General features: G+C 71.5%; 24 protein-coding genes. 11 read left to right on the top strand and 13 right to left on the bottom strand.

Features of this window, described 5'->3' with window-relative positions; genetic code table 11:
• Positions 1–44 precede the first annotated feature (44 nt).
• From NE234_RS04540 to ddaH, 4 genes are all read right to left on the bottom strand, one after another.
• The gene (locus tag NE234_RS04540) at positions 45–1,658 is read right to left on the bottom strand and encodes a DHA2 family efflux MFS transporter permease subunit (RefSeq protein ID WP_252777564.1); all 1,614 of its coding nucleotides are present in this window, start codon (positions 1,656–1,658) and stop codon (positions 45–47) included.
• Positions 1,655–2,251 carry a PadR family transcriptional regulator gene (locus NE234_RS04535; protein ID WP_252777563.1) on the bottom strand — a complete coding sequence of 199 codons (597 nt, stop codon included), beginning with the start codon at positions 2,249–2,251 and terminating at the stop codon, positions 1,655–1,657. The genes NE234_RS04540 and NE234_RS04535 overlap by 4 nt, the downstream gene beginning before the upstream one ends.
• A gap of 152 nt (positions 2,252–2,403) precedes the next feature.
• On the bottom strand, positions 2,404–3,597 hold the full coding sequence (gene rocD / locus NE234_RS04530) for an ornithine--oxo-acid transaminase (protein WP_252777562.1): 1,194 nt from the start codon (positions 3,595–3,597) through the stop codon (positions 2,404–2,406).
• 49 nt (positions 3,598–3,646) lie between these two features.
• A complete protein-coding gene (gene ddaH, locus NE234_RS04525) occupies positions 3,647–4,492 on the bottom strand; it encodes a dimethylargininase (RefSeq protein ID WP_252777561.1) in 846 nt (281 codons plus the stop codon).
• 127 nt (positions 4,493–4,619) lie between these two features.
• Between ddaH and NE234_RS04520 the strand changes: the two genes are divergently transcribed.
• Positions 4,620–5,075 carry an Lrp/AsnC family transcriptional regulator gene (locus tag NE234_RS04520; protein WP_252777560.1) on the top strand — a complete coding sequence of 152 codons (456 nt, stop codon included), beginning with the start codon at positions 4,620–4,622 and terminating at the stop codon, positions 5,073–5,075.
• A 25-nt stretch (positions 5,076–5,100) separates the two neighbouring features.
• Positions 5,101–5,580 carry a ribonuclease E activity regulator RraA gene (gene rraA, locus NE234_RS04515; RefSeq protein ID WP_252777559.1) on the top strand — a complete coding sequence of 160 codons (480 nt, stop codon included), beginning with the start codon at positions 5,101–5,103 and terminating at the stop codon, positions 5,578–5,580.
• 34 nt (positions 5,581–5,614) lie between these two features.
• Here rraA and NE234_RS04510 read toward each other — a convergent pair whose 3' ends face one another.
• From NE234_RS04510 to NE234_RS04490, 5 genes are all read right to left on the bottom strand, one after another.
• On the bottom strand, positions 5,615–6,346 hold the full coding sequence (locus tag NE234_RS04510) for a hypothetical protein (protein ID WP_252777558.1): 732 nt from the start codon (positions 6,344–6,346) through the stop codon (positions 5,615–5,617).
• A 26-nt stretch (positions 6,347–6,372) separates the two neighbouring features.
• Positions 6,373–7,125: a hypothetical protein gene (locus tag NE234_RS04505; protein WP_252777557.1), complete on the bottom strand. Its 753-nt coding sequence runs from the start codon at positions 7,123–7,125 to the stop codon at positions 6,373–6,375.
• On the bottom strand, positions 7,119–7,724 hold the full coding sequence (locus tag NE234_RS04500; RefSeq protein WP_252777556.1) for a hypothetical protein: 606 nt from the start codon (positions 7,722–7,724) through the stop codon (positions 7,119–7,121). The genes NE234_RS04505 and NE234_RS04500 overlap by 7 nt, the downstream gene beginning before the upstream one ends.
• A 109-nt stretch (positions 7,725–7,833) precedes the next feature.
• Positions 7,834–8,454, bottom strand: coding sequence for a hypothetical protein (locus NE234_RS04495; protein WP_252777555.1), 621 nt, complete (start codon positions 8,452–8,454; stop codon positions 7,834–7,836).
• Positions 8,455–8,518: 64 nt separating this feature from the next.
• Entirely contained in the window at positions 8,519–9,421 is a 903-nt protein-coding gene (locus tag NE234_RS04490; RefSeq protein WP_252777554.1) for a class I SAM-dependent methyltransferase, read from the bottom strand.
• Between the two features lie 198 nt (positions 9,422–9,619).
• On the opposite strand from NE234_RS04490, the gene NE234_RS04485 reads away from it, so the two are divergent.
• From NE234_RS04485 to NE234_RS04475, 3 genes are all read left to right on the top strand, one after another.
• On the top strand, positions 9,620–10,549 hold the full coding sequence (locus NE234_RS04485; protein ID WP_252777553.1) for a hypothetical protein: 930 nt from the start codon (positions 9,620–9,622) through the stop codon (positions 10,547–10,549).
• A 42-nt stretch (positions 10,550–10,591) separates the two neighbouring features.
• Positions 10,592–11,536, top strand: coding sequence for a hypothetical protein (locus NE234_RS04480; RefSeq protein WP_252777552.1), 945 nt, complete (start codon positions 10,592–10,594; stop codon positions 11,534–11,536).
• A gap of 61 nt (positions 11,537–11,597) precedes the next feature.
• The gene (locus tag NE234_RS04475; RefSeq protein WP_252777551.1) at positions 11,598–12,467 is read left to right on the top strand and encodes an enoyl-CoA hydratase-related protein; all 870 of its coding nucleotides are present in this window, start codon (positions 11,598–11,600) and stop codon (positions 12,465–12,467) included.
• Positions 12,468–12,616: 149 nt separating this feature from the next.
• On the opposite strand, the gene NE234_RS46235 is transcribed toward NE234_RS04475, so the two are convergent.
• A complete protein-coding gene (locus NE234_RS46235) occupies positions 12,617–12,922 on the bottom strand; it encodes a putative acetyltransferase (protein WP_454923393.1) in 306 nt (101 codons plus the stop codon).
• 42 nt (positions 12,923–12,964) lie between these two features.
• On the opposite strand from NE234_RS46235, the gene fdxA reads away from it, so the two are divergent.
• Together fdxA and dapC are read left to right on the top strand one after the other, a co-directional pair.
• Positions 12,965–13,291, top strand: coding sequence for a ferredoxin (gene fdxA / locus NE234_RS04465; RefSeq protein WP_252777550.1), 327 nt, complete (start codon positions 12,965–12,967; stop codon positions 13,289–13,291).
• A gap of 105 nt (positions 13,292–13,396) precedes the next feature.
• A complete protein-coding gene (gene dapC, locus NE234_RS04460) occupies positions 13,397–14,479 on the top strand; it encodes a succinyldiaminopimelate transaminase (RefSeq protein ID WP_252778157.1) in 1,083 nt (360 codons plus the stop codon).
• A gap of 239 nt (positions 14,480–14,718) precedes the next feature.
• On the opposite strand, the gene NE234_RS04455 is transcribed toward dapC, so the two are convergent.
• Complete coding sequence (locus NE234_RS04455; RefSeq protein ID WP_252777549.1) at positions 14,719–16,227, bottom strand: MFS transporter; 1,509 nt, start codon at positions 16,225–16,227, stop codon at positions 14,719–14,721.
• A 132-nt stretch (positions 16,228–16,359) separates the two neighbouring features.
• Here NE234_RS04455 and NE234_RS04450 point away from each other — a divergent pair, with 132 nt between their 5' ends.
• From NE234_RS04450 to NE234_RS04440, 3 genes are all read left to right on the top strand, one after another.
• Positions 16,360–17,103: a TetR/AcrR family transcriptional regulator gene (locus NE234_RS04450; protein ID WP_252777548.1), complete on the top strand. Its 744-nt coding sequence runs from the start codon at positions 16,360–16,362 to the stop codon at positions 17,101–17,103.
• 89 nt (positions 17,104–17,192) lie between these two features.
• Positions 17,193–18,335 carry an acyl-CoA dehydrogenase family protein gene (locus NE234_RS04445; RefSeq protein ID WP_252777547.1) on the top strand — a complete coding sequence of 381 codons (1,143 nt, stop codon included), beginning with the start codon at positions 17,193–17,195 and terminating at the stop codon, positions 18,333–18,335.
• Positions 18,336–18,638: 303 nt separating this feature from the next.
• Positions 18,639–19,526 carry a DMT family transporter gene (locus NE234_RS04440; RefSeq protein ID WP_252777546.1) on the top strand — a complete coding sequence of 296 codons (888 nt, stop codon included), beginning with the start codon at positions 18,639–18,641 and terminating at the stop codon, positions 19,524–19,526.
• Positions 19,527–19,746: 220 nt separating this feature from the next.
• Here NE234_RS04440 and NE234_RS04435 read toward each other — a convergent pair whose 3' ends face one another.
• A complete protein-coding gene (locus tag NE234_RS04435; protein WP_252777545.1) occupies positions 19,747–20,571 on the bottom strand; it encodes a hypothetical protein in 825 nt (274 codons plus the stop codon).
• 423 nt (positions 20,572–20,994) lie between these two features.
• Between NE234_RS04435 and NE234_RS04430 the strand changes: the two genes are divergently transcribed.
• Positions 20,995–21,831, top strand: coding sequence for a 2,3,4,5-tetrahydropyridine-2,6-dicarboxylate N-succinyltransferase (locus NE234_RS04430; RefSeq protein WP_252777544.1), 837 nt, complete (start codon positions 20,995–20,997; stop codon positions 21,829–21,831).
• Between the two features lie 59 nt (positions 21,832–21,890).
• On the opposite strand, the gene NE234_RS04425 is transcribed toward NE234_RS04430, so the two are convergent.
• Positions 21,891–22,721: a lysozyme gene (locus tag NE234_RS04425; RefSeq protein WP_252777543.1), complete on the bottom strand. Its 831-nt coding sequence runs from the start codon at positions 22,719–22,721 to the stop codon at positions 21,891–21,893.
• Positions 22,722–22,825 lie beyond the last annotated feature (104 nt).

Below are 22,825 nucleotides of genomic sequence, written 5' to 3'. Positions count from 1 at the left end.
GCTTCGCAGGATCGCCGTGTTCCACGCCGCGCTCGCCGTGGGTGTCAGCCGGTGGTCGCCTCGACGCGCGCGGGGGAGCCGGCGGCCGGGCTGCGCCGGTAGCCCCGCACCGCGAAGCAGGCGGCGGCTCCGACGAAGACGAGGGCGATCGGCAGGAGCATCGTCGGCTTCATCGCGTCGACGAAGCCGTGCCCGAACACGCTCGCGGCCGCCCTGGTGAGCTGGTCGACGACCTGCTGGGACAGGCCCTTCGGCACGTGCTGGGCCGCCCCGGTCTGGCCGGCGCCCACCTCGAGGCCGCCCTTGGCGGCGTCCTTGAACCCCTGGACGAACGGGCCGCGTGCCTCGGCGGGGAGCGCGCCCGCGCGCTTCTCGGCCTCGGTCCGGAGGTGGGAGGCGAGCTGGTTCTGCAGGATGGCGCCCGCAGCCGCACTGCCCACGACCGAGCCGATCTGGCGGGTCGTGTTGTTGACGCCGGAGGCCGCGCCGGCCATGCGGGGGTCGACGCCGCGCATCGCCTCGGTGGCCATCGGCGCGAAGACGCCGCCGATACCGATCCCGGACACGATCAGGCCGGGCAGGAAGGTGGGCCAGCTGGAGTCGACGCCGGCGATGAGCACGATCCAGCCCATGCCGATCGCGTACAGCGTGAGCCCGGCCATGAGGATGTACTTGCCGCCGATCCTGTCGGCCATCCGGCCGGCGACCGGGGCGAGGAACATCGAGATGACGGAGGACGGGGCCATGACGAGGCCCGCCTTGAGGGCGCTGAAGCCGAGCACCGACTGCAGGTAGATGGTCAGTGGCAGGAACACGCCGATCATCCCGATGGACAGGACCGCGCCGACGAAGTTCAGGACCGTGAAGTTACGGTCCTTGAACAGGACGAACGGGACCAGCGGGTCGCGGCTCTGCCGGCTTCGCTGCTGCACGAGGAAGACGGCGAAGATGACGGCCGCCGCCGCGAACAGCGCCCAGATGACGCCGTTCCAGTCGTACCGCTGGCCCTCGGTCAGGGCGAAGACGAGGCAGAACAGCGCGGCCGTGGCGATCAGCACGCCGACGAGGTCGAGGCGGTGGGAGCGCTCGATCCGGACGCTGGGGATGACCGTGAACGCCAGCACGAGGACGATCACGCCGATCGGCAGGTTGACGAAGAAGATCCATCGCCAGTCGAAGGCGGTGACCAGGAGCCCGCCGAGTGTGGGCCCGGCGATCGTCGCGACCCCCGCCACGGCGCCCCAGATGCCGAGTGCCGCCCCCCGGCGTTCGGCCGGGAAGGTGGCGATGATGATCGCCATCGTCTGCGGCATCAGCAGGGCGGAGCCCAGGCCCTGCACCGCGCGGGCGGCGATCAGCTCGGCCGGGTTCTGCGAGATGCCGCAGAGCAGGCTGGCGACGGTGAAGACGGCCACGCCCGTGATGAACAGGTTGCGCTGGCCGCGCAGGTCGCCCAGGCGACCGGCGGTGATCAGCAGGACCGCGAGGACGAGGACGTAGGCGTTGACCACCCAGAGGACCTCGTCCAGTGACGCGTGCAGCTTGTCGATCATGCTGGGCATCGCGATGTTCACGATCGTCAGGTCCAGCAGTGTCATGAAGAACCCGAGACTGAGCGTCAACAAGATCGCCCAGGGGTTGCCATGCCATTTCCTCATCGGTCGTTGTTCTCCCCGTTCGGGCGGCCGGGAGGCCGCCAGGTCAGCCGGCCGCTCTTGATGTCCTCGCTGAGGGCCCGTACGTACTCGAGCTCGGACCGCAGTTGGGCGTTGAAGTACTCGACCTCGACCAGGTGAATCCGCGGCAGGCCCTGCTTGATCAGACCGTCCACGACGATGTCGTGGGCGGCGAGATCGGCCTCCAGGGCGACCGTGCGGCGGTCGAGCAGCTGGGCGGCGTCGTCCGGCGGCAGCATCGCCAGGAAGGACAGCGCCATGCCGAGCACCGGGTACTCCCGCGTGGGACGGCGAATGAATTCCCGGAGCCGGGAATTCGCCTCGTCGCGCCCGTGTTCAGTGATCGCGTAGACCGTCCGCTCGGGGCGCCGTCCCTCCCGCGTGGTCTCCACCGGCTCGATCAGTCCCAGGCCGGCGAGCCGTTCGACCGTGTGGTACAGCGATCCGTGCGCCACCTTGACCACCCGGTCGATGGCCTGGTCCCGGATGCGCTGCTGCATCTCGTACGGATGCATGGGCTCGTCGTGGAGCAGTCTCAGCACCGCCAACCCGAGAGGCGTGAGCGGTCGCGCCATGATCGTCTTTTCTCGTCGATACTGAATAATCCACTTGGACTATAGAGCTCCGGGTTCGACGGCCGCAAACCTATTTACGGGGATATGGACCGATATATGCGGAGGTCCGAGCCCTCAGGGCCCGGACCTCCGCAGACGGTGGACGACGCCGCTCACATCTCGGTGAGCACGGCCTCCAGCCGGTCGAGCGCCCAGTCCAGGTCCTCCTGGCTCACCATCAGCGGCGGGGCCAGCCGGAGCGTGGTCTCGTGCGTCTCCTTCGCCAGCACGCCGCGCTCCATCAGCCGCTCGCTGACCGGCCGCGCCTTGCCGTTCAGCTCCACGCCGGCCCACAGGCCGCGGCCGCGCACCTCGCGGACCTGCTCCGGCGGCAGCGCGCCGAGCCGGGCGTGCAGGTGCGCCCCCAGCGTCCGCGACCGCTCCTGGAACTCCCCGGTCCGCAGCATCGCGATGACCTCGCGGCCCACCGCGCAGGCGAGCGGGTTGCCGCCGAACGTCGAGCCGTGCTGGCCCGGCTTGAACACGCCCAGGACGTCGCGGTCGGCGACGACGGCGGAGACCGGCAGGATGCCGCCGCCGAGCGCCTTGCCGAGAATGTAGACGTCCGGGACGACGTTCTCGTGCTCGACCGCGAACGTCGTGCCGGTACGGCCCAGGCCCGACTGGATCTCGTCGGCGATCATCAGCGCGCCGCGGGCGGTGCAGATCTCGCGCACCGCCGTCAGGAACCCGCTCGGCGGGACGTTGACACCGGCCTCGCCCTGGATCGGCTCGATCAGCACGCCGACCGTGTTCTCGTCGACGGCGGCGCGCAGCGCATCGACGTCGCCGTACGGCACGGTACGGAAGCCGGGCGTGAACGGGCCGTAGGAGTTGCGGGCGTCCGGGTCCGTGGAGAAGCTGACGATCGTCGTCGTACGGCCGTGGAAGTTGCCCTCGAAGGTGACGATGTTCGCCTGGTCGGCGGGCACGCCCTTGACCTCGTACCCCCACTTGCGGGCGGTCTTCAGCGCGGTCTCGACGGCCTCGGCGCCGCTGTTCATCGGCAGGACCATCTCCTTGCCGGCCAGCTCGGCCAGCTCGGCGACGAACGGCCCGAACTGGTCGTGGTCGAACGCCCGGCTGACCAGCGTGACGCGTTCGAGCTGCCGCCGCGCGGCCTCGACCAGCCGCGGGTGGCGATGCCCGAAGTTGACCGCGGAGTACGCCGACAGCATATCGAGGTACCGCTTGCCGTCGACGTCCGTCACCCAGGCGCCCTCGGCCTCGGCGATCACGACCGGCAGCGGATGGTAGTTGTGTGCGCTGTGCTCGTCCGACAGCGCCCGCAGCTCCTGCGTGTTCAACGGTGCTCCTTCTCGGACCCGCGGGGTCTCCCGGGTCCTATTGTCCCAGCTACGGGCGGAGTTCGAGGGTGCAGCACTTCGGGCCGCCCCCCGCCTTGCGCAGCTCCGTCATCTCGATCGGAACGACGTGGAAGCCGCGCTCGGTGAGCCGTGCGATCAGCGTGACGGCGTCATCCGGAACGATCACGTGCCGGCCGTCGCTGACCGCGTTCAGTCCGAACGCCAGGGCGTCCTCCTCGGTCGCCTCGATCAGCTCGGGGAACAGCGCCTGCAGCTTGATCAGGCCGTCCTCGTCGAAGGCGCCGGGGTAGTACGCCGCGGTGAACGGGTCGATCACGCACAGCGCGGTGTCGAGGTGGTAGAACCGCGGGTCGACCAGCCGGACGCTGACGACCGGCAGCCCGAACGCGTCGTGCAGTTCGTTGTGCGCGGCCGGGTCCGTACGGAAGCCGTGGCCCGCGACGATCGCGCGGTAGGCGAAGGCGTAGTCCCCCTCGCCCTCGTTGACGTGCTCGGCCGCCCGGATGCGCCGGTAGCCGTGCTCCTCGAACCACATCCGGTGCGCGTCGGCCTCGGCGGCGCGCTGGGGGTGGCGGAACTTCGCGCCCAGCACCATGCCGCCGACGACGGTCGCGCCGTTCGCGGCGAAGACCATGTCCGGCAGGCCCGGGACGGGCGGCAGGACGTGAACGGTGTGCCCGAGTGAGACGTAGGTCGCCCGGAGGCGTTCCCACTCGTGGCGGGCCCGGTCACGGTCGACCGGGGTGGTCGGGTCCATCCACGCGTTGATCGCGTATTGGACGTCGAAGTGGGTCGGCGGGCACATCAGGTAGGTCCGTGCCGGCTGCCCCGCCGAGATGCCCGCGCCATCGCGGGCAAGGGTCTGCATCGTCATCGATGTCGTACTCCTGGCAATGCGGGCCCGAGGTCGCGCCCAGTGGGTTGGTGAGGCACCACCCGCAGCGTAAGGTCGGTGTGTCCGCAACACCAATAACGGATATGCGCGTCGGAGGGTCTCATCATTGCGTCTTGACGACATCGACCGGCGGATCGTTGCGTGTCTGCTGGAGAACGCCCGCGCGTCCTTCGCGCAGATCGGTGACGAGGTCGGCCTGTCGGCCCCGGCGGTCAAGCGCCGGGTCGACCGGCTGCGGCACGACGGCGTGATCACGGGGTACGCCGCGGTCGTCGATCCATCGGCGCTGGGCTGGACGACGGAGGCGTTCGTGGAGTTGTTCTGCGCGGGCCGTACGTCCCCGGACGAGATCTCCGCCAGCATCCGCCGGCATCCCGAGGTGGTGGCGGCCTACACGATCACCGGAGAGGCGAACGCGCTGGTCCACCTGCGCGCCCACGACATCCAGGCCCTCGAACAGGCCCTGGAGCGGCTGCGCAACGAACCGAACATCGTGCAGACCAAGACTTCCATCGTCCTGTCCCGGCTGCTCGGCCGCCCGAACGGAGGCCCGGACGCCTGACCCGTTCGTTGTTACCATCCGGTAGATGACCTTCGCGACGGCTGATCTCTTCGACGAGTACGGGTCCGAGCTGGCGAGCTGCGAGACGCAGTTCGCCTCGTACGGGGCGCGGGAACGCTTCGCGGGACCGGTGGCGACCGTCCGCTGCTGGGAGGACAACGCGCTGCTCAAGAAGGTGCTCGCCACACCGGGGGAGGGCCGCGTGCTCGTCATCGACGGCGGCGGCTCGCTGCGGACCGCGCTGATGGGCGACCTGATCGCCGGGTCGGCGGTCGCGAACGGCTGGGCCGGAGTGGTGATCAACGGGGCCGTCCGCGACGTCGTGGCGCTGCGCGGACTCGACCTGGGGATCCGAGCGCTGGGCTCCAACCCCCGCAAGAGCGCCAAGGAGGGCACCGGCGAGGCCGACGTCCCGGTGACGTTCGGCGGCGTCGAGTTCCGGCCGGGGGCCTGGCTCTACGCCGATGAGGACGGCATCGTCGTGGCGGACCGCCGCCTGACGTGACCCCCGCCCGAGGCCGCCGCGACCGGCGGCCCGGTCAGGGCAGCCGGGCGAGCTGCTTCGTCAGCAGTGACGTCGCCTTCCGCGCGACCTTGTCGGCGGACGCCTTCGGCGCCACACGCTCCCAGTACATCGAGACGAGGACGACGTTGCCGCGGCTGACGTAGTCGTAGATGCGGTAGAAGACGTTGATCACGCTGCTGGACGGGGAGATGGTCGTCCTCTCGGTCCCGCGCACGTGAGCCCACCCGGGGGTCGTCTCCTCCGAGGGGTGCCAGGTGTCGTCGTGGGCGAGGGCGATGCTGCCGCCGGAGAGGGTCTTCTGCGGGACGTGCCTGCTGCTCGGGCAGGCCGTGACCTTCGCCCGGATCGTCGCGAACATCGCGGCCGCCGCGGCCGCGTCCGGGTAGGTCAGCGCGATCTGGCCGAAGTTGGCGCCGGAGTACCTGCTCGCGCGGAACTGGCGCACCACCGCGTCGGGGCTGCCCGACGGCTTGATCGCCGACAGGGAGCACGACGGGACGGCGCGCCGTTGCAGCGCCGGAGTGCTCGGCGGCACCGGGGCGACGTGCGAGTCGATGTCCTCGGCCGACAGGAGGGCGGCCTTGACACGACCCGACGTGTAGCTCGGCGTCGGGGACGGGCTCGCCGACGGCCTCGGGGCCGAGGGCGACGCGGATCCGGCCGTCTTGTGGCCGCCTCCGCCGCAGCCGGCGAGGAGAACGCCGGCGGCGACCACGGCCGGGGCGAACGCACGGGGTCGGAACACCGATCGCTCCTCCTTGGGTGCGTCGATCAGCCGGGGTTGGACTCGGTCTGCACCTCGCCGACCGCGAGGAGGAGGTTGCCGGGCGGGCCGGTCATCTGCCCGAACACGCCGCCGGCCGTATCGCACTCGGGGCCGTCACAGGCCCAGGTGACGTTGTAGCCGATGGTCGCGGTGACGGTGTACTTGCCGCCCGGCCGGCTCGCCGAGGATCTGTCGTAGACGTGGGCGCAGTCCGTGTCGCCGGGCGTGCCCGCCGTCGCCGCGTCGCACGTCAGGGTCTGCCCGTCACCGGTGTCCCAGGTCACGACCGGCTGGGCCGCGGTGACGACCACGTGCTGGCCCGGGACCGCGGCCTCCGCCGTCTTGGTCCCCACGTCGTCCACCCACAGGCCGGTCTTGATCCGGACGTACGACCGCCCGCTGGGCGCCGTGCCGATGCGCGGCACGGGAAGCTCCAGATTGTCCCGCGCGTCGTAGGCGACGTCGATGGTGGGGATGTGAGGAGCGGCCGCGGGCGCGGCGCCGCCGGGCGGGCAGACCACCTGGTCGTTCACGGTCGGGCAGCCCAGGCCCGGCCCTCCGCCGCTGTCGCCCCCGCCGTCGCCTCCGCCGCCCTCGCCCTCGGAACCGCCTCCGCCGCCGGGGATGGTGATGTGGCTGTGGGCGCAGGCGTTCGGCAGGCACAGCGGGGCCGCCGCGGCCGCGCCGGACGCCAGGCCGACGGCGGTGCCGGGAAGGAGGGTCAGCAGGACGGCGATGGAGGATCGTCTGGTCAGCATTTCCTGCCCTCCGTCGCATCGGAGATCTTGTAGGTGCCGTCGGAGTAGCGCATGATCGCTTGGTAGAGGTTGCTGCCGTCACGCCAGGCGGCGAGCCGTCTTCCCGTCTTGGCGGAGAAGCGGTACGAGCCGAGGGTGCGTACGCAGTCGAGGATCACGACGGTCGAATCGTCTTTGGAACTGCCCTGAACGCGCGGATTCAGGACATTGTGGAATCGCCAGAAGACGCCCTGTCGCCGGATCTTCTCGACGTCCTTCTCGATGATCGACAAAAGCGGATCCATGGCCACCGCGTCGAGCCGGCTGGTGTCATTGGTCTCGTAAGCCTGTTCGTACATCCGCTGGTACTCGCGGTAGGCGGTGAGGGCGGACTGCGGCGTACGGGGGAGCGGGCCGCCGCCCGTCGGATCGCCCGCCGGATTGCTCACGGGGCCGGCCGAGGCGCTCGGTCGTGACGCCGTGTCGGGGGCCGAGGATGTCATGGGGGAGCCGTCCCCCTGGGCCTGCCCGCTGGGGTGAAAGCCGCCGGCCGCGCGGCCGCCACAGGCTGTGAGCAGGCCCGCCAGGATCAGCGGACCGACGCACATGCGGAATCGCATCGTCAATTCCCGGGCATCGGGGCAAATTACCTCATGAGCTTACTGAGGCGGTAGGGGCAAGAAAAGAGGTTCCCAAGAACGGGTCGATCGGTCGCGGCCTTATCCCGGATTAGAGGCGACCGATCAGCCGGACCAGGTCGAGGCCCAGAATCATGTCCAGCTCGACCGCCGTCTCGAACTTGGCGCCGGGCGGTACGGAATCGTCCTCCGCCAGCCGGGCCAGGCAGGACAGCGCCGCGGGGGTGTCGAGGTCGGCGTCCAGGTGCGCGACCGCCTCCGCGACGTACGAGCGCTCGGGCGGCCGCCCCGGGGACTCGGCCCAGCCGGCGACGCGGCGCCGCCACGCGGTGAGCGAGGCGTCCGCCGCGGCCAGGTCCGTACGGGTGTGGGGGAGGTCCGCCCGGTAGTGGGCCTCCAGCAGCGCCAGGCGCGCGGCGAGCGGGTCGAGGCCGTCCCAGGACGCCGGGACCCAGCGGCCGACCGTCGCGCCCACGTGCACGTCGGCGGGGCCGGAGGTCAGCTCGGCCGGGCGTACGCCCAGGTCCGACGCTCCCGGCACGGTGTTCCAGATCCCCAGCGCGCGCAGCCGGTGGCGCGTGGCGAGCCGGCGGATCAGGTCGCCGACGACCTGGGCGCGCAGCTCCTCGACACAGGCGATCCGTATCACGCCGGGACGAGCCGGGGCGATCTCCGTGACGCGCCCGGTTCCGGGATCGTACAGGCGCAGCATGCGGACGACCTTACCCACAAGCCGGGCGCTCGCACCGTACGAGCCGGCCCCGCGTCCGGGACGCTCAGGCCTGCGGCGCCGAATGTGTGTGCGGCGCCGGGGGAGTCTGGGAGGTCGACGCCGCGTGCGGAGGCTGGGACGGGTGAGCCCCCGGCGGGGTGTGCGGGGGCGGCGGCGCCTGCGGGGCCTGCGACTGGACGAGTTCGTCACCGCCGGGCTTGCGCACGGCGGCGAACCTGAGCCGTACGTAGTCGGCCATCCAGCCGGACTCACGGCGGAGAGCGGGGGCGGCCAGTTCGTTCACCCGGTCGAGGAGCGGGCCGGCGAGCTCCGGGGGGACCTCGGCGATCAGCTCCGGCGCGAACAGCCGGACCCAGTCGGCGGCGCCGTCCGGGCACTCGGCGAGGCGCGTCGGCCGGTCGAAGTACTCCATGAGCCGTACGACGAAGCCGCCCTCCTCCAGCCGGGTCGCGTACTCGGCCGGGGTGGGGAAGTACCAGGGCAACTCGGGTTCCGGCAGCCCGAAGACGCGCCAGGCCGTCTGCACGGCGGCGATCAGCTCCGCGCAGTTGCCCGCGCCGCCCATCTCCGCCACGAACCGGCCTCCCGGACGCAGCGCGGCGTGGACCCGCGAGATGACCGCGGAGGGGTCACGGGACATCCAGTGCAACGCCGAGTTCGAGAAGACGGCGTCGTACGGCTCACTGATCGTGAAGTCGTGCGCGTCGCCGACGGCGAACGACAGGTGCGGGTGTTCCGAGCGCGCCGCGTTGACCATCTCGAGGGACTCGTCGATCCCGATGACGTCCGCGCCGCGCGCGGCGATCTCGGCGGTGCTCACACCCGTTCCGCAGCCCAGGTCGATGACGCGCTCGTCGGGCTGAGGATCGAGCAGGTCGAGCAGCGGCGCCCCGTGCGCGGAGACGTACCCGAACGCGGTGTCGTACGTCGCCACGGCCCATTGCATGTGCGCAACATATAGGACATAGCCGCCAACTGCCGTAACGTCTCGCATCCTGGATCGTTCGGGGTGATCAGCGTCACGGCGGGTCAGAGACGGTGTCGACGCTCGTGTGGTGGTTATCCACAGAACGGAACGCGGGGCTTATGGCGGCGGAGCACGCCGCGCGAGGCTCTCCGGGAGACCGATTCCCGGAGGCACACGATGATCGACCTGACCGTTCCCGCGTCCGTCGCCGCCCCGTTCGTGGTGGCCACCGCGCACCCGCTCGACGATCCGGTGCGGGCGGCACGCGGCCGGGTGGGCCTTCCCCTGGCGGCGGAGCTGCTCGGCTCGTCCCTGCTGCGCGTTCGCGGGCGGCCCGTCGCCGAGTCCGGATACGCCGACCTCATCCGCACGGCCGCCCGTGCGCGGCCGGAGGAGGCCCATCTCCTCGACGGGGCGCGGCACCACATCGTGATCACAGGCCACGCACCGCCCGTCTCCCAGCCCGCGCACGCGCAGGCGGTCCGCGAGATCGCCCGGGCCGTCGCCGAGGCCTGCGACGGGGTCGTGTACGACGCGTGGTCGCACCAGGTGCTGCCGCACGCCTTCCGGCGGGGCCCCGAGCATCCGGAGTTCTGCCTGGCGGACGACTGGCTCGCGACGTTCGTCACCGGCGAGGAAGGCCGCGAGGAGGGTGCCGGGGAGGGCCGCGGGCAGAACGACGAGCTGCACCTGGTGACCGCCGGGCTGCACCGCTTCGGGTTCCCGGAGCTGGAGGCCGCCGCCGTCCCGGGCGGCAACCTGTTCGCCGCGGTCACGCTGCTGCGCTGCCTGGCCGTCGGCCTTCTCGACGAGCACTGGGCCTGGCTGGCCTGCAATCCCGGCGCGCCGCTCCGCCGCGTCCCGGCCGAGGCGCGCGTGGACGGCGCGGACGTCTGGCGCTACTGGGCGGCCGAGCCGACCGGCGCGGCGGGCGCGCCCGTGCGCGTGCGCCTGAGACCAGCCCCGCCCGAGGGCGCGGACGGCCTGCCCTACCTCATGGTGGGGCCGCCCGCCGGCTTCGACGCCCCCGCCGCCCTGTGGTGGAACGACGTCGTCGACCTGGCCATGCCCTACGTCCCCGAGGCGCCACGCCGCACGGCCGCCTGAGCCGGCGCGCGCCCATCCATCACGAACGTCAAGGAGCCGGTCATGTCCCCTTTCGTGCTTTCCGTGCCTGAGGTCGTCACGTCGCATTACGTGATCGCCACCAGCGAGCCGCCGGTCGACCCCTACGCGGTCGTCCCGTGGCGCGTGCCCGAGCCCTTCCGGAAACCGGCCATCGAGGCGCTCAAGACGCCGCGGCTCGGCATCTTCACCGTCGACGCCGGTGAGGCGACCTGGCGGCTCGACGACGTGCTGGCCTGCGACGAAGATCGGCGGCGCGTCCGCGAGTCGTCCCATCAGATCCTGCTCGTGCACCAGGCGCTGACCGTCGAGCAGCCGCACCGCGAGCAGGTCGCGCGGGCCGTGGCCCGCGCCCTCGCCGACGCGACGAACGGCGTCCTCATCGACCCGCAGGCCCGGCAGGTCCTCCTGCGCGACGGCCTGGCGCGCGCCGAGCGCGGCTGGTTCCGCATGGGCGACCAGTGGTTCGGCACCAGGTACGAGGTCGACGAGGCGGCGCGCCGTCCCGGCCCGGCCGGCGCGGCGGGATGCGCCTGCCTGCGCGTCACGCTGCTCGGGCTGCGCCGGTTCGGCCTGCCGAACCTCGTGATCGACGGGGTCGCCTGCACGCAGGACCTGCCCGCGCTCAACCTGCTGCGCGCGATCGCGTCCCGGTTGCTCACCGACCAGTGGCGGTGGTGCCGGGAGCATCCGGCGCGGCCCACGCGCAGCCTCGACGACCATCCACGGATCGAGCCGGACGACTTCTGGGCCTTCTGGGGCGCCACCCCGTTCCTGGACGGCGGCCCGGTCGTCACCCGCCTGGCGGCCACCTCGACCGGGACCCTGGAGGTGACGCCGCCCGACGGCTACGCCGGCACGGTGGCCGACTGGAGCCGGGAGGTGCTGGCCCCGGCCCTGCCGCCGCTCGTCGGCTGCCCCGCCGACGAGGACACCGCGCACGCGCGGTCCGCCGGGGGCGGGGCGTGACCCGCCTCTAGAATCCCGTTCTGTATCCGTCTGTAACCGTTCGCGGGCGCGAGGAGCAGCAGTGACGTACACCGAGATCGACTACGCCGTCGCCGACGGGATCGCGACCATCACGCTCGACCGCCCCGACCGGCTCAACGCCTTCACCCTCGTGATGCGCGGCGAGCTGATCGACGCCTTCGACCGCGCGGACGCGGACGACGACGTCCGGGTGGTCGTCGTCACCGGCCGGGGGCGGGCCTTCTGCGCCGGGGCCGACCTGGAGCGCGGCGGCTCGACGTTCGACTACAAGGCCGCGCGGGACATGTTCGGCGGTGAGGACACCTTCGAGGACGGCTCACCACGCGACGGGGGCGGCACCGTCGCCCTCCGGATCGCCCGCTCCCTCAAGCCGGTGATCGGGGCGATCAACGGGCCGGCGGTCGGCGTGGGCGTCACGATGACCCTGCCGATGGACATCAGGCTCGCGGCCGAGGGCGCGCGGTTCGGCTTCGTCTTCACCCGGCGCGGCATCGTCACGGAGGCGGCGTCGAGCTGGTTCCTGCCCCGCCTGGTCGGCATCGCCCAGGCCATGGAGTGGGCCGCCACGGGCCGGGTCTTCGACGCGGAGGAGGCGCTGCGCGGCCGCCTGGTGTCCTACGTCCACCCCGCCGGTGAGCTTCTCGACGCGGCGTACGCGCTGGCCGGGGAGATCGCGGCGAACACGTCGGCGGTGTCCGTCGCGGCCGTGCGGCGGCTGATGTGGTCGGGGCTGGGCGCGTCCTCGCCGTGGGACGCGCACCGGGCCGACTCGCGCCTGATGTACGCGCTGGGATCCGCCCCGGACGCGGCCGAGGGGGTCACGTCCTTCCTGGAGAAGCGCCCGGCCGAGTTCCCGATGAGGGTCAGCCGGGACCTGCCCGAGGAGGTCCCCGACTGGCCGCTGCCCTGACCCCGGCCTGAGCGCCCGCGGCCGGTGGCGCCGCTCTCGGCGACCCGTGGCCGGTCGTCCGCGTGGGATCGATCCGCGGGGGTGTTCGTTCGGCCGGGGGTGGTTGCTCGGCCGGGGGGCGTCTTTCGGGCCGCGGCCGGCGGCGGGTGTCAGGAGCGGGGCGCGCGGCGTGGGGGCGGCGGAGGGACCACCTTGCCCGCCACGAGGTCCGCCTCGGCGACCTCGACGTCGGAGCCGTCGCGGCGGCGCACGGTGAGGCGGCCGTCCGCCCACCCTCTCAGCTCGCCGACGACGTCGCTGTACGCTCCGCTGGAGACACGGCGTCGAAGCGAGACGCGACGTCCGATATCGGACGGAGCTATCGAAACGACATACCGGGCGGAGAAACGCGGGCCGATGTGACGCCCCCCATGGTGAAAGCGTTGGCTGACAGCAGCAATACTAGGCAATGACACCGCTGCGAGCGTGGCGATGGCCACAGACGTTGAGGAGTACACGTGACCTACGTCATCGCGCAGCCTTGCGTGGACGTGCTCGACAAGGCATGCATCGAGGAGTGCCCCGTCGACTGCATCTACGAGGGCAAGCGCATGCTCTACATTCACCCGGACGAGTGCGTCGACTGCGGCGCCTGCGAGCCGGTGTGCCCCGTCGAGGCGATCTTCTATGAAGACGACACGCCGGATCAGTGGAAGGACTTCTACAAGGCCAACGTGGAATTCTTCGACGATCTGGGCTCGCCGGGAGGTGCCTCCAAGGTCGGCAAGATCGACAAGGATCACCCGATCGTGGCGGCGCTGCCGCCGCAGGGCGAAGAGGCCTGAGCCCACGCCGCCCGGCGTTCCCGGACGCGAGAGTTCAGCTGAGGCCGAGGCGCGCCGTCTGCCGGTGAGCGGCAGGCGGCGCGCGGACGTTGGGGGACTGATTTGATCAAGACGCTGCCCGACTTTCCCTGGGACCTGCTCACCCCGTACAAGGAGCAGGCCCGGCAGCACGCCGGCGGCATCGTCGACCTGTCGGTCGGCACGCCCGTCGACCCGACGCCGGAGATCGTCCGGCGGGCGCTGGTGGACGCCGCCGACGCTCCCGGTTACCCCGCCACGTACGGCACGCCCGAACTGCGCGAGTCCGTCGCCGGCTGGCTGACCCGCAGGCTCGGCGTCGCGGCCGACCCGGCCGCCGTCCTGCCCGTGATCGGCACCAAGGAGGCCGTCGCCTGGCTGCCGACGCTGCTGGGCGCGGGACCGGGCGACACCGTGGTCTTCCCCGAGCTGGCGTACCCGACCTACGACGTCGGCGCCCGGCTCGCCGGCGCGACGCCGCGGGCCGTCGACGGGCTGTTCTCCCTCGGGCCGGAGACACCGAAGATCGTCTGGATCAACTCGCCGTCCAACCCCACCGGCAAGGTGCTGCCGGCCGAGCACCTGCGCAAGGTCGTCGCGTGGGCGCGCGAGCGCGGCGCCACCGTGATCAGTGACGAGTGCTACATCGAGCTGGGCTGGGACGCCGAGCCGGTCTCGGTCCTGCGCCCGGACGTATGCGACGGAGACCACCGCGGCCTGATCGCGCTGCACTCGCTGTCCAAGCGCTCCAACCTCGCGGGATACCGCGCCGGCTTCCTCACCGGGGACCCCGCCCTGATCACCGCGCTGCTCGAGGTTCGCAAGCACGCCGGCATGATCGTTCCCGCGCCGGTCCAGGCCGCGATGACGGCCGCCTACCGCGACGACGCGCACGTCCAGGAGCAGTGCGAGCGGTACGCCCGCAGACGCGCCGTCCTCCGCACGGCCCTGGAGGCGTACGGCTTCCGCATCGACCACTCCGAGGCCGGGCTCTACCTCTGGGCGAGCCGCGACGAGCCGTGCTGGGACACCGTCAAGGCACTGGCGGAGCTGGGCATCCTCGTCGCGCCCGGCGACTTCTACGGCGCGGCGGGCACCCGGCACGTCCGCGTCGCCCTCACCGCCACCGACGAGCGCATCGACGCCGCCGTCGCCCGCCTGACCGCCTGACCGCCCCGCGTACACCGCGCCGCCCCGCGTACGCCGCGCCGTGCCGCGTACCCGCGTCGCGTCGCGCGGCGTATCCGCGTCGCGTCGCGCGGCGTTATCAGCGCCGCCGTTCTGAACGGCGGACCTGAACCGCGGGCTTGAACCGTGGGCTTGAACCGTGGGCTTGGATCGTGGCCGGTGTCGCGGGCCTGATGCACGGGCCGAACCGGCCGGTCCGCCGGTCCGGCCTGTGGGTGAGGTCAGCGGCCGGTCTCGGCGGCGGGTTCGGGGACCGGTTCCGGTACGGCGTGCGGCTTCGGGCGCAGCACCGAGAACGCGAGGACGGCGGCGGCGATCCCGCCTACGACGCCGACGACCGAGGTGATCGACATGGCGTGCACGAAGGCGTCCTTGGCCGTGCGGGCCAGCGTCGCGTCGCCGCGGGCCGCGGCGATGGCCAGCGCCTCGCCGATCGAGTGCCGCGCCGCCCCGACCGTGTCATCCGGCATCTTCGCGGTGTAGGCCGCCGTGAGCACGCTGCCCAGCACGGCGACGCTCAGCGCCTGGCCGACCTGCTGGACGGTGTCGTTGACGGCGGAGCCGACACCCGCGCGTTCGGGCGGCAGGGCGGCCAGCAGGGTCCCGTACGCGGCGGGCCCCGCCGTTCCGCTGCCCGCGCCAAGGATCACGAGGGCGACGGCCAGCTTCACGTAGCCGTCACCGGGCGCGACCGAGGCGAGCACCGCGAACCCCGCCGTGACCAGGAGGAGCCCGGCGGCCAGTGCCACCCGCGCGCCGAACCTCTTGTCCACGACCACGCCGATGCCGTTGAAGGCCATCGCGGCCGCGACCATGGGGATGAGCGCGGTGCCGGCCTTCATCGGTCCGTAGCCCAGGACGAACTGCAGGTACTGGGTGAGTGCCAGCAGGCAGCCGCCCGCGGAGAAGGACAGCAGGACGATCGACAGGCTGGCGCCGCTGAAGTTGCGGTCGCGGAACAGGGCCAGCGGCAGCATCGGCTCCGGGCACCGCCGCTCCCAGAGCGCGAAGGCGGTGAGCGCGACCACGGCCAGCGCGAATCCGCCGAGCGTCGGCGGCGCCGACCAGCCGTCCTTGGCGGAGGAGATCACACCCCAGACGAGGGCGGTCACCCCGGCCATGGACAGGAGGGCGCCGGCCAGGTCGGGACGGCCGGCCGGACCGCGTGACTCGGGAATGATGAGCAGCGCCGCCAGGATGCCGAGCGCGGCGACCGGCACGTTCAGCAGGAACACCGAGCCCCACCAGAAGTGCTGCAGCAGGAGGCCGCCGAGCGTGGGGCCGCCGACCGCGCCGAGCATGAGCACCGAACTCCAGATGGCGATGGCCTTCTTGCGCTCCGTGTCGTCGAAGACCGTCGTCAGGATCGACAGGGTGCCGGGCATCAGGAATGCGCCGCCGACACCCATCGCGGCGCGGGTCGCGATCAGCCGGCCGGGGCTGTCGGCGAAGGACGCGGCGAGCGAGGCGCCGCCGAACAGGACCAGGCCGATGATCAGTCCGCGACGCCGGCCGTGCCGGTCGGACAGGCTGCCGGCGGTCAGCAGCAGCCCGGCGAAGACCAGGATGTAGGCGTCGAGGATCCACTGGATGTCGGAGTTGCTCGCGTGGAGGTCGCGGATCAGCGACGGGATGGCGACGTTGAGCACCGTGTTGTCGATGACCAGGACCAGCAGGCTCAGGCACAGGACGCTGAGGATCCACCAGCGGCGCGGATGAGAGGTCGACATGACCGTCCGTTCGTACGGTGTGCGGTTTCTCGCACACCGTACCACCGTGTTCGTACGCCGTACTAGGAATATCGAACACCGTACGAGCGCCGGTAGGCTGGCGGGGTAGGTCACCCTGGTGAAGGACGTTGAATGCCGTCGAACGCTGACCCTCTCGGGCAATCCGTGTGGACGCGGCCGCCGCGCTCCCGTGGCGCCCAGCCGACGCTGAGCCGCGCGCAGATCGTGCGAACCGCCATCGAGCTGCTCGACGAGAAGGGGCTAGAGGGCCTGAGCATGCGCCGTCTCGGCGAGCGGCTGGCCGCCGGGGCGACCTCCGCGTACTGGTACGTCGCGACCAAGGACGAGCTCCTCGAGCTGGTCCTGGACGAGGTCATGGGGGAGATCGAGGTTCCCGAGGTGGGCGCGACCGACTGGCGGACCGCGGCCACCGCCCTGGCGCACGGGCTTCGCTCGATGATCCTGCGCCACCCGTGGGTCGCCGGGCTGTTCGGCGTCCGTCCCATGATGGGCCCCAACGCCATGCGCATGAGTGATCGCATGGTGGGGGTCCTGACGGCCGCCGGCTTCTCCGGGTTGGATGTCGCGTACGCGAGTTCGCTCCTGATGTCCCACGTGATCGGCTCGGCGACGATGGAGGCGGCGTGGAAGCGGTCGATCGCCCCCGGCACGAGCGTGGGTGAGTCGGTCGAGAAGCTGCGGCCGTACATCGACGAGGTCTCCTCCCACTACCCGCACTATGGCGCCTGGTGGCGGGAGAACCGGGCGCTGGATCCGGACGGTCTGCAGGACGAGGGGTTCGCCTTCGCGGTCGAACGCCTCCTCGACGGCCTCCAGCTCTGGCTCGACCGCGGGGAGAAGGCCGGCCCGGCCTGAGCGGCAGTGGACCGAATCACATTCTGTCCGTCCTGGCGTAAGTGATAAATTACTTACGGTCGATCGATTCGAGCCGAGGGAGGCCGCCAGTGCGGCGCGAGATCTTCACCGACGAGCACGAGGCCTTCCGCGAGATGGTGCGGTCGTTCATCGCCAAGGAGATCGAGCCGTTCCACGAGCAGTGGGAGAAGGACGGCGTCGTCTCCCGCGACGTGTGGCTGGCCGCAGGACGGCAGGGGCTGCTCGGCATCGACATGGAGGAGCGGTACGGCGGCGGGGGCGACCCGGACTACCGCTACTACGTCGTCCTCAACGAGGAGCTGTCCCGCGCCGGGATCCACGGCCCCGGCTTCTCGGTGCACAACGACATCAACGGCGCGTACCTCAGGCGGCTGGCCACCGAGGAGCAGAAGCAGCGGTGGCTCCCCGGCTACTGCTCCGGTGAGATCATCACCGCGATCGCCATGACCGAGCCGGCCGCGGGCTCCGACCTGCAGGGCATCCGCACCACCGCCGTACGGGACGGCGACGACTACGTCCTGAACGGACAGAAGACCTTCATCTCCAACGGCATCCTGTCCGACCTGGTCATCGTCGTCGCGCGGACCGACCCGGACGCCGGGCACCAGGGCATCAGCCTCATCGTGGTCGAGCGCGGCATGAAGGGGTTCGAGCGCGGCCGCAACCTCGACAAGATCGGCATGCACGCGCAGGACACGGCCGAGCTGTACTTCGAGGACGTCCGGGTGCCCCGGACGAACCTTCTCGGGGAGGAGGGCCAGGGCTTCATCTACCTCATGCAGAACCTCCCGAGGGAGCGGGTGTCGATCGGCGTCGGCGCGCTGGCGGGCGCGGAGCGCGCCTTCGAGCAGACCCTGGAGTACTGCAAGACCCGTGAGGCGTTCGGCCGGCCGATCGGGCGGTTCCAGCACAACCGCTTCACCCTGGCCGAGATGAAGACCGAGCTCACGGTGGCCCGATCCTTCACCGACCGGTGCATCGTCGAGCACGCCGCCGACCGCCTGGGGGCCGAGGAGGCCTCGATGCTCAAGTGGTGGAACACCGAGCTGTGCAACCGGGTCATCGACCGCTGCCTGCAGCTGCACGGCGGCTACGGGTACATGAGCGAGTACCCGATCGCCAAGGCATACCTCGACGCGCGCATCCAGACGATCTTCGGCGGCACCACCGAGATCATGAAGGAGATCATCGGCCGCGGCCTCGGGGTCTGACGCGGCCGAGCGGCCCAGGAGACCGGCCTGAGGCCGACGCTCATCAGCGCCGAGGATCCTCGCTGTCACGGGCACCGAAAGTCTCGGCACAGCGGCCTGGACCGGCTTTCGCTGACGCGGTGGCGGGCTCGGTACCTCCGCGCGGACCTGGGTAGGGCAAGTCCCTGCAGGGACGAACCCGAGCACGGGAGGAACGCCGAGATGCTCGACCGGCGCGATGACGTCACGACCTCGCATTCCGTTGACACCCCGCCATCCCGATCGCCGTCGCTCGGCGGCCTCCTCAAGAGGACCGCCGCGCGCATGCCGGTGCCGGTCATGCTGGCCGGCGCCGTCTGCGTCGCCCTGTCCTCGGTCTTCGTGCCGCTCACGCACGTCTCGACCGGAACGGTCACCTTATTCCGCAGCCTCCTCTCGATGCCGTTCCTCATCCCGATGGCGCTCTCCGAGGCACGGACCGCGCAGGCCCGCCCGCCGCACTCCCGGTGGAGGGCCTACGCGGCGGGCGTGCTCCTCGCGGGCGACATCCTGCTGTGGAACCAGGCGATCGCCGACAGCGGCGCCGGGATCGCGACCGTCATCGTCAACGCCCAGGTCGTCCTGGTTCCTCTCCTCGGATGGATCTTCCTACGGGAGCGCCCGACCGCCGCGTTCGCCGCGGTGGTGCCCGTCATGCTCGCCGGGGTCGCCCTGGCCGGCGGGGTCGTCGGCGGCGGCTCCGGGAAGAACCCGGCGCAGGGCGCGGTCTTCGCCGCGGCCGCGGCGCTCTGTTACGCGGGCTTCCTCTTCCTCCTGCGCCAGGCGAGCGACGACGACCACATCGTGGTGCCCGTCACCGAGTCGGCGGCCGCCTCGGGCGTCGTCGCGCTGGTCGTCGGCCCGTTCTGGCACGGGCTGGACCTGCTGCCGGGCTGGGCCGCGTTCGGCTGGCTGGCCGCCATCGCCCTGACCGGGCAGGTGGCGAGCTACCTGCTCATCGCCAGCGCCCTGCCCCGCCTGGCCGCCTCGGTCGGCGCGGCACTCCTGCTGCTGCAGCCGGTGGGTTCGGTCCTCCTCGGGGCCGTCATCCTCGGCGAGCGTCCGACGCCGGTACAGCTCGGCGGCTGCGCGGTCGTCCTGCTCGCCCTCTACCTCGCCACCCTCGCCGCCCGCCGGGGCGACTCCGGCGCCGGCTCCCCAGGGGAGACCTGAGCCGTCGCGTCACGGCCGGTTCGCGGAGGCGCCGGCTCGGCCGCCGCCGCTGTCACTGTGCCACCGGTGTGGCTGGCCGACGCCCCCCAATTCCGGATCTGACCGGTCACCAGCGACGACAAGGTCTCTGTGCCGCCGACGAGCGGTCCGTCGACCTCCTGTGGGGTCCTCAGGACGTCGTCGCGGCCCGGCGTGGATGAGGCCGGTCCGTGCCGCCGGGTCAGCTGATCAGGACGCGGTCCGAAGGGGCCTGGTCGTCCTTGGTCCAGCCGTCGTGACCCTGCGCCGACCGCCAGCGCCGGCCGGCGTAGCGGACCTCGTGGATGCCGTACGGCTGGGCGTGCGCGACCATCCAGGTGGCGATCGTCCACCCGCTGCGCGCGTTGGGCGCGGTGATGCCGTCGCCGGTGTCCTTGCGCTTGAGCGTCTTGCGCAGGTCGGCGAGGGCCTGCCGGGCCTGGTCCTGCTTCTTGCGCTTGTTCGGCGGGTACCAGCAGCGTACGGCGCCGGGCACGCGCCCGGTGTAGGCCGCGGCCATGATCCGGGCGTCGTCCTCGTGCCGGGCGTACGCCTTGCCGTCCGCGCTGCGCTGGACCTTCTGCGCCGCGTCGTGGACGGGCAGCCCGGTGTAGTCCTTGACCTTGACGAGTGCGCTGAAGAACCGGTTCGCGGCGTAGACCGGGTCCTTGAGCTCGGTGGACGTCCCCCAGCCCTGCGACGGGCGCTGCTGGAAGAGGCCGACGGAGTCGCGGTCGCCGCTCTCCAGGTTCCGCAGGTGCGACTCCTGCAGCGCCGTCGCGTACGCGATGACGACGGCCTGTTCGGGGAGTTTCTTGCGCAGGGCGACGGCGGCGATCGTGGCGGCGTTGGCGGCCTGGTCGAGGTCGAGCGGCATGACCCCGGTGCTCGTACGGGCCTCACAGTTGGTGCCGTGGAGATAGGGGCGGAAGTGGACGTACAGCGCCACACCGCCACCGACGATGACCATCGTGGTGACCAACGCGATGACGGCGAGCCGCAGCCGCCTCCCACTCGTCCGACTCACGGGCACGAAGGTACCCGTTCCTTACGCCCTGCCGGACATCCGCCGACGGTGCCGCCGCTATTGCCGCAGCAGCGGGGGTCACCGACCATTAAGGTTCCGATCCGCCGCGTAACGGCCCACTCGATGACCTGTTTGGCGGCCTCGTGCTGGGCCTGTTTGATCCGGCGCTTTATCTGATCCGCTGCCTCAAGGAACCCGTTTCCGGTAGTGATCACGCACCGTCGAGCCGGACGGCACCTGCCCGGTGCCGGATGGTCCCGGCGTGACCCAAGACGACGCCCCCATCACGGCACCGCCCACGGGTCCCCTGGCCGGCCGAGGCCCGCCCCACCACCGGTGGGGAGTCGCTCGCCCACAGCGAGGATCAACCAACACGGTCACCACACGACCAACGTTGATTGAAACGGCACTATCCTCACCGGCATGACCGACACGTTCACCAGCCCGATCTCAAGCGCCATCGATGAGCTGTGGGAGCGCCGGGCCGACCTGAGCCCCGAGGACACCGACGCCCGATCCGCCATCGTCGGCGCGGTCGACCTGATCGACGCCGGGCAGGCGCGCGTGGCGTTCGTCGACGAGTCCACCGACGAGGTGATCGTCGACGAGCGCGCCAAGCGGGCGATCCTGCTGAGCTTCAAGGTGCTGGGCATGAGCCGCGCGCAGGTGGGCGACTTCCACTACCACGACCGGATTCCGCTGAAGACCCGTCTGGACGGGGTGCGCGTGGTGCCCGGCGCCATCGCCCGCTGGGGGTCCTACCTCGCGCCGGGCGTGGTCCTGATGCCGTCGTTCACGAACATCGGCGCGTACGTCGACTCCGGCACGATGGTCGACACGTGGGCGACGGTCGGCTCCTGCGCGCAGATCGGCAAGAACGTCCACCTGTCGGGTGGCGTGGGCATCGGGGGCGTGCTGGAGCCGCCGAACGCCAAGCCCGTCATCATCGAGGACGAGGCCATGATCGGCAGCCGCTCGATGATCGTCGAGGGGGCCCGGGTGGGCAAGGGGGCGGTCGTCGGCTCCGGGACCAACCTCTCCGCCTCGATGCCGGTCATCGACGTGGAGACCGGTGAGCAGCTCAGCCGGGGCCGCATCCCCGACTGGTGCGTCGCCGTCGGCGGCACGCGGCTGAAGGAGTTCCCCGGCGGCACGTTCGGGATGCCCGCCGTCCTGGTCATCAAGCGCCTGGAGCCGGGCGTGCGGCACGACAAGAGCCAGCTCAACGACGTCCTGCGCGACCACGGCCTGAGCGCCTGACGCCTCCGTACGCGCGAGGTGCCGGGGCGGGCCGCCCCGGCACCTCGACTCATCGGTGATCAGGTGTTGTTGGCGAGGGCGAGCAGGCGCGTCGAGTCGCCGTTGAAGGTGTCCTGGTCACCCGGGAACGTGCCGCTGTCGGCGTACTGCCAGAAGGTGTAGAAGCTCCAGCCGTACGGCAGGGTGCCCGCCGAGCTGGAGTACCGCGCGATCCACAGCGGGCTGTTCGTCGCGAAGGTCGCGTCGTTGTTGCCGGTGCACTGGGTCCACCAGTCGAGGGTCGTGTAGATGACCGCCCACCGGCCGGTCTTGGTGTGGTACTCGTTGATGAAGGAGTGGATCCAGCTCTTCATCGAGGACTGGCTCAGGCCGTAGCAGGTCGCGCCGTACGGGTTGTACTCGATGTCGAGCGCGCCGGGCAGCGTCTGGTTGTCGCGGGACCAGCCGCCGCCGTGGGCGGCGAAGTAGTCGGCCTGCGCCGCGCCGCTCGAGGTGTCCGGCGTGGCGAAGTGGTACGCGCCGCGGATCAGGCCGACGTTGTAGGACCCGGTGTACTGCTGGGAGAAGTAGGGGTTCTGGTAGGACGTGCCCTCGGTCGCCTTGACGTAGGCGAACTTGGCGCCGTTGCTCTTCACCGTGCTCCAGCCGACGTTGCCCTGGTGGCTGGAGACGTCGAGGCCGGGAAGGCCGGCCACCATCGGGCTGACGGTGCCGTCGGAGGTGCTCCGGGCGGCCAGGCCCGAGCCGGCGTGGTCCTTGTCGGGGTGGGTGATCGGGTTCGGCGACGCGCCGGCCGCGGGAGCGGCGGCGAGGACTCCTCCGGCGACGGCGAGCGCGGCGAACGCCGTCGTCAGCCTGCGGGCGATGCGGTTACGGGGGGACGGGGCCACGGTTTCCTCCTGGGGATCGGGAGTGGCGGGGGCGGAACTACCGTGCGGGCGGGTGGACTCGGGAGGCCGGGGACGGAGGGCCCGGCCGTCGGGGGTGGTCGATG

The sequence above is a fragment of the Actinoallomurus rhizosphaericola genome (assembly GCF_024055675.1).
GTDB classification, from domain to species: domain Bacteria; phylum Actinomycetota; class Actinomycetes; order Streptosporangiales; family Streptosporangiaceae; genus Actinoallomurus; species Actinoallomurus soli.
The sequence above is the reverse complement of the archived record's forward strand: the minus strand, read 5'-3'. Positions and strand labels throughout refer to the sequence as shown.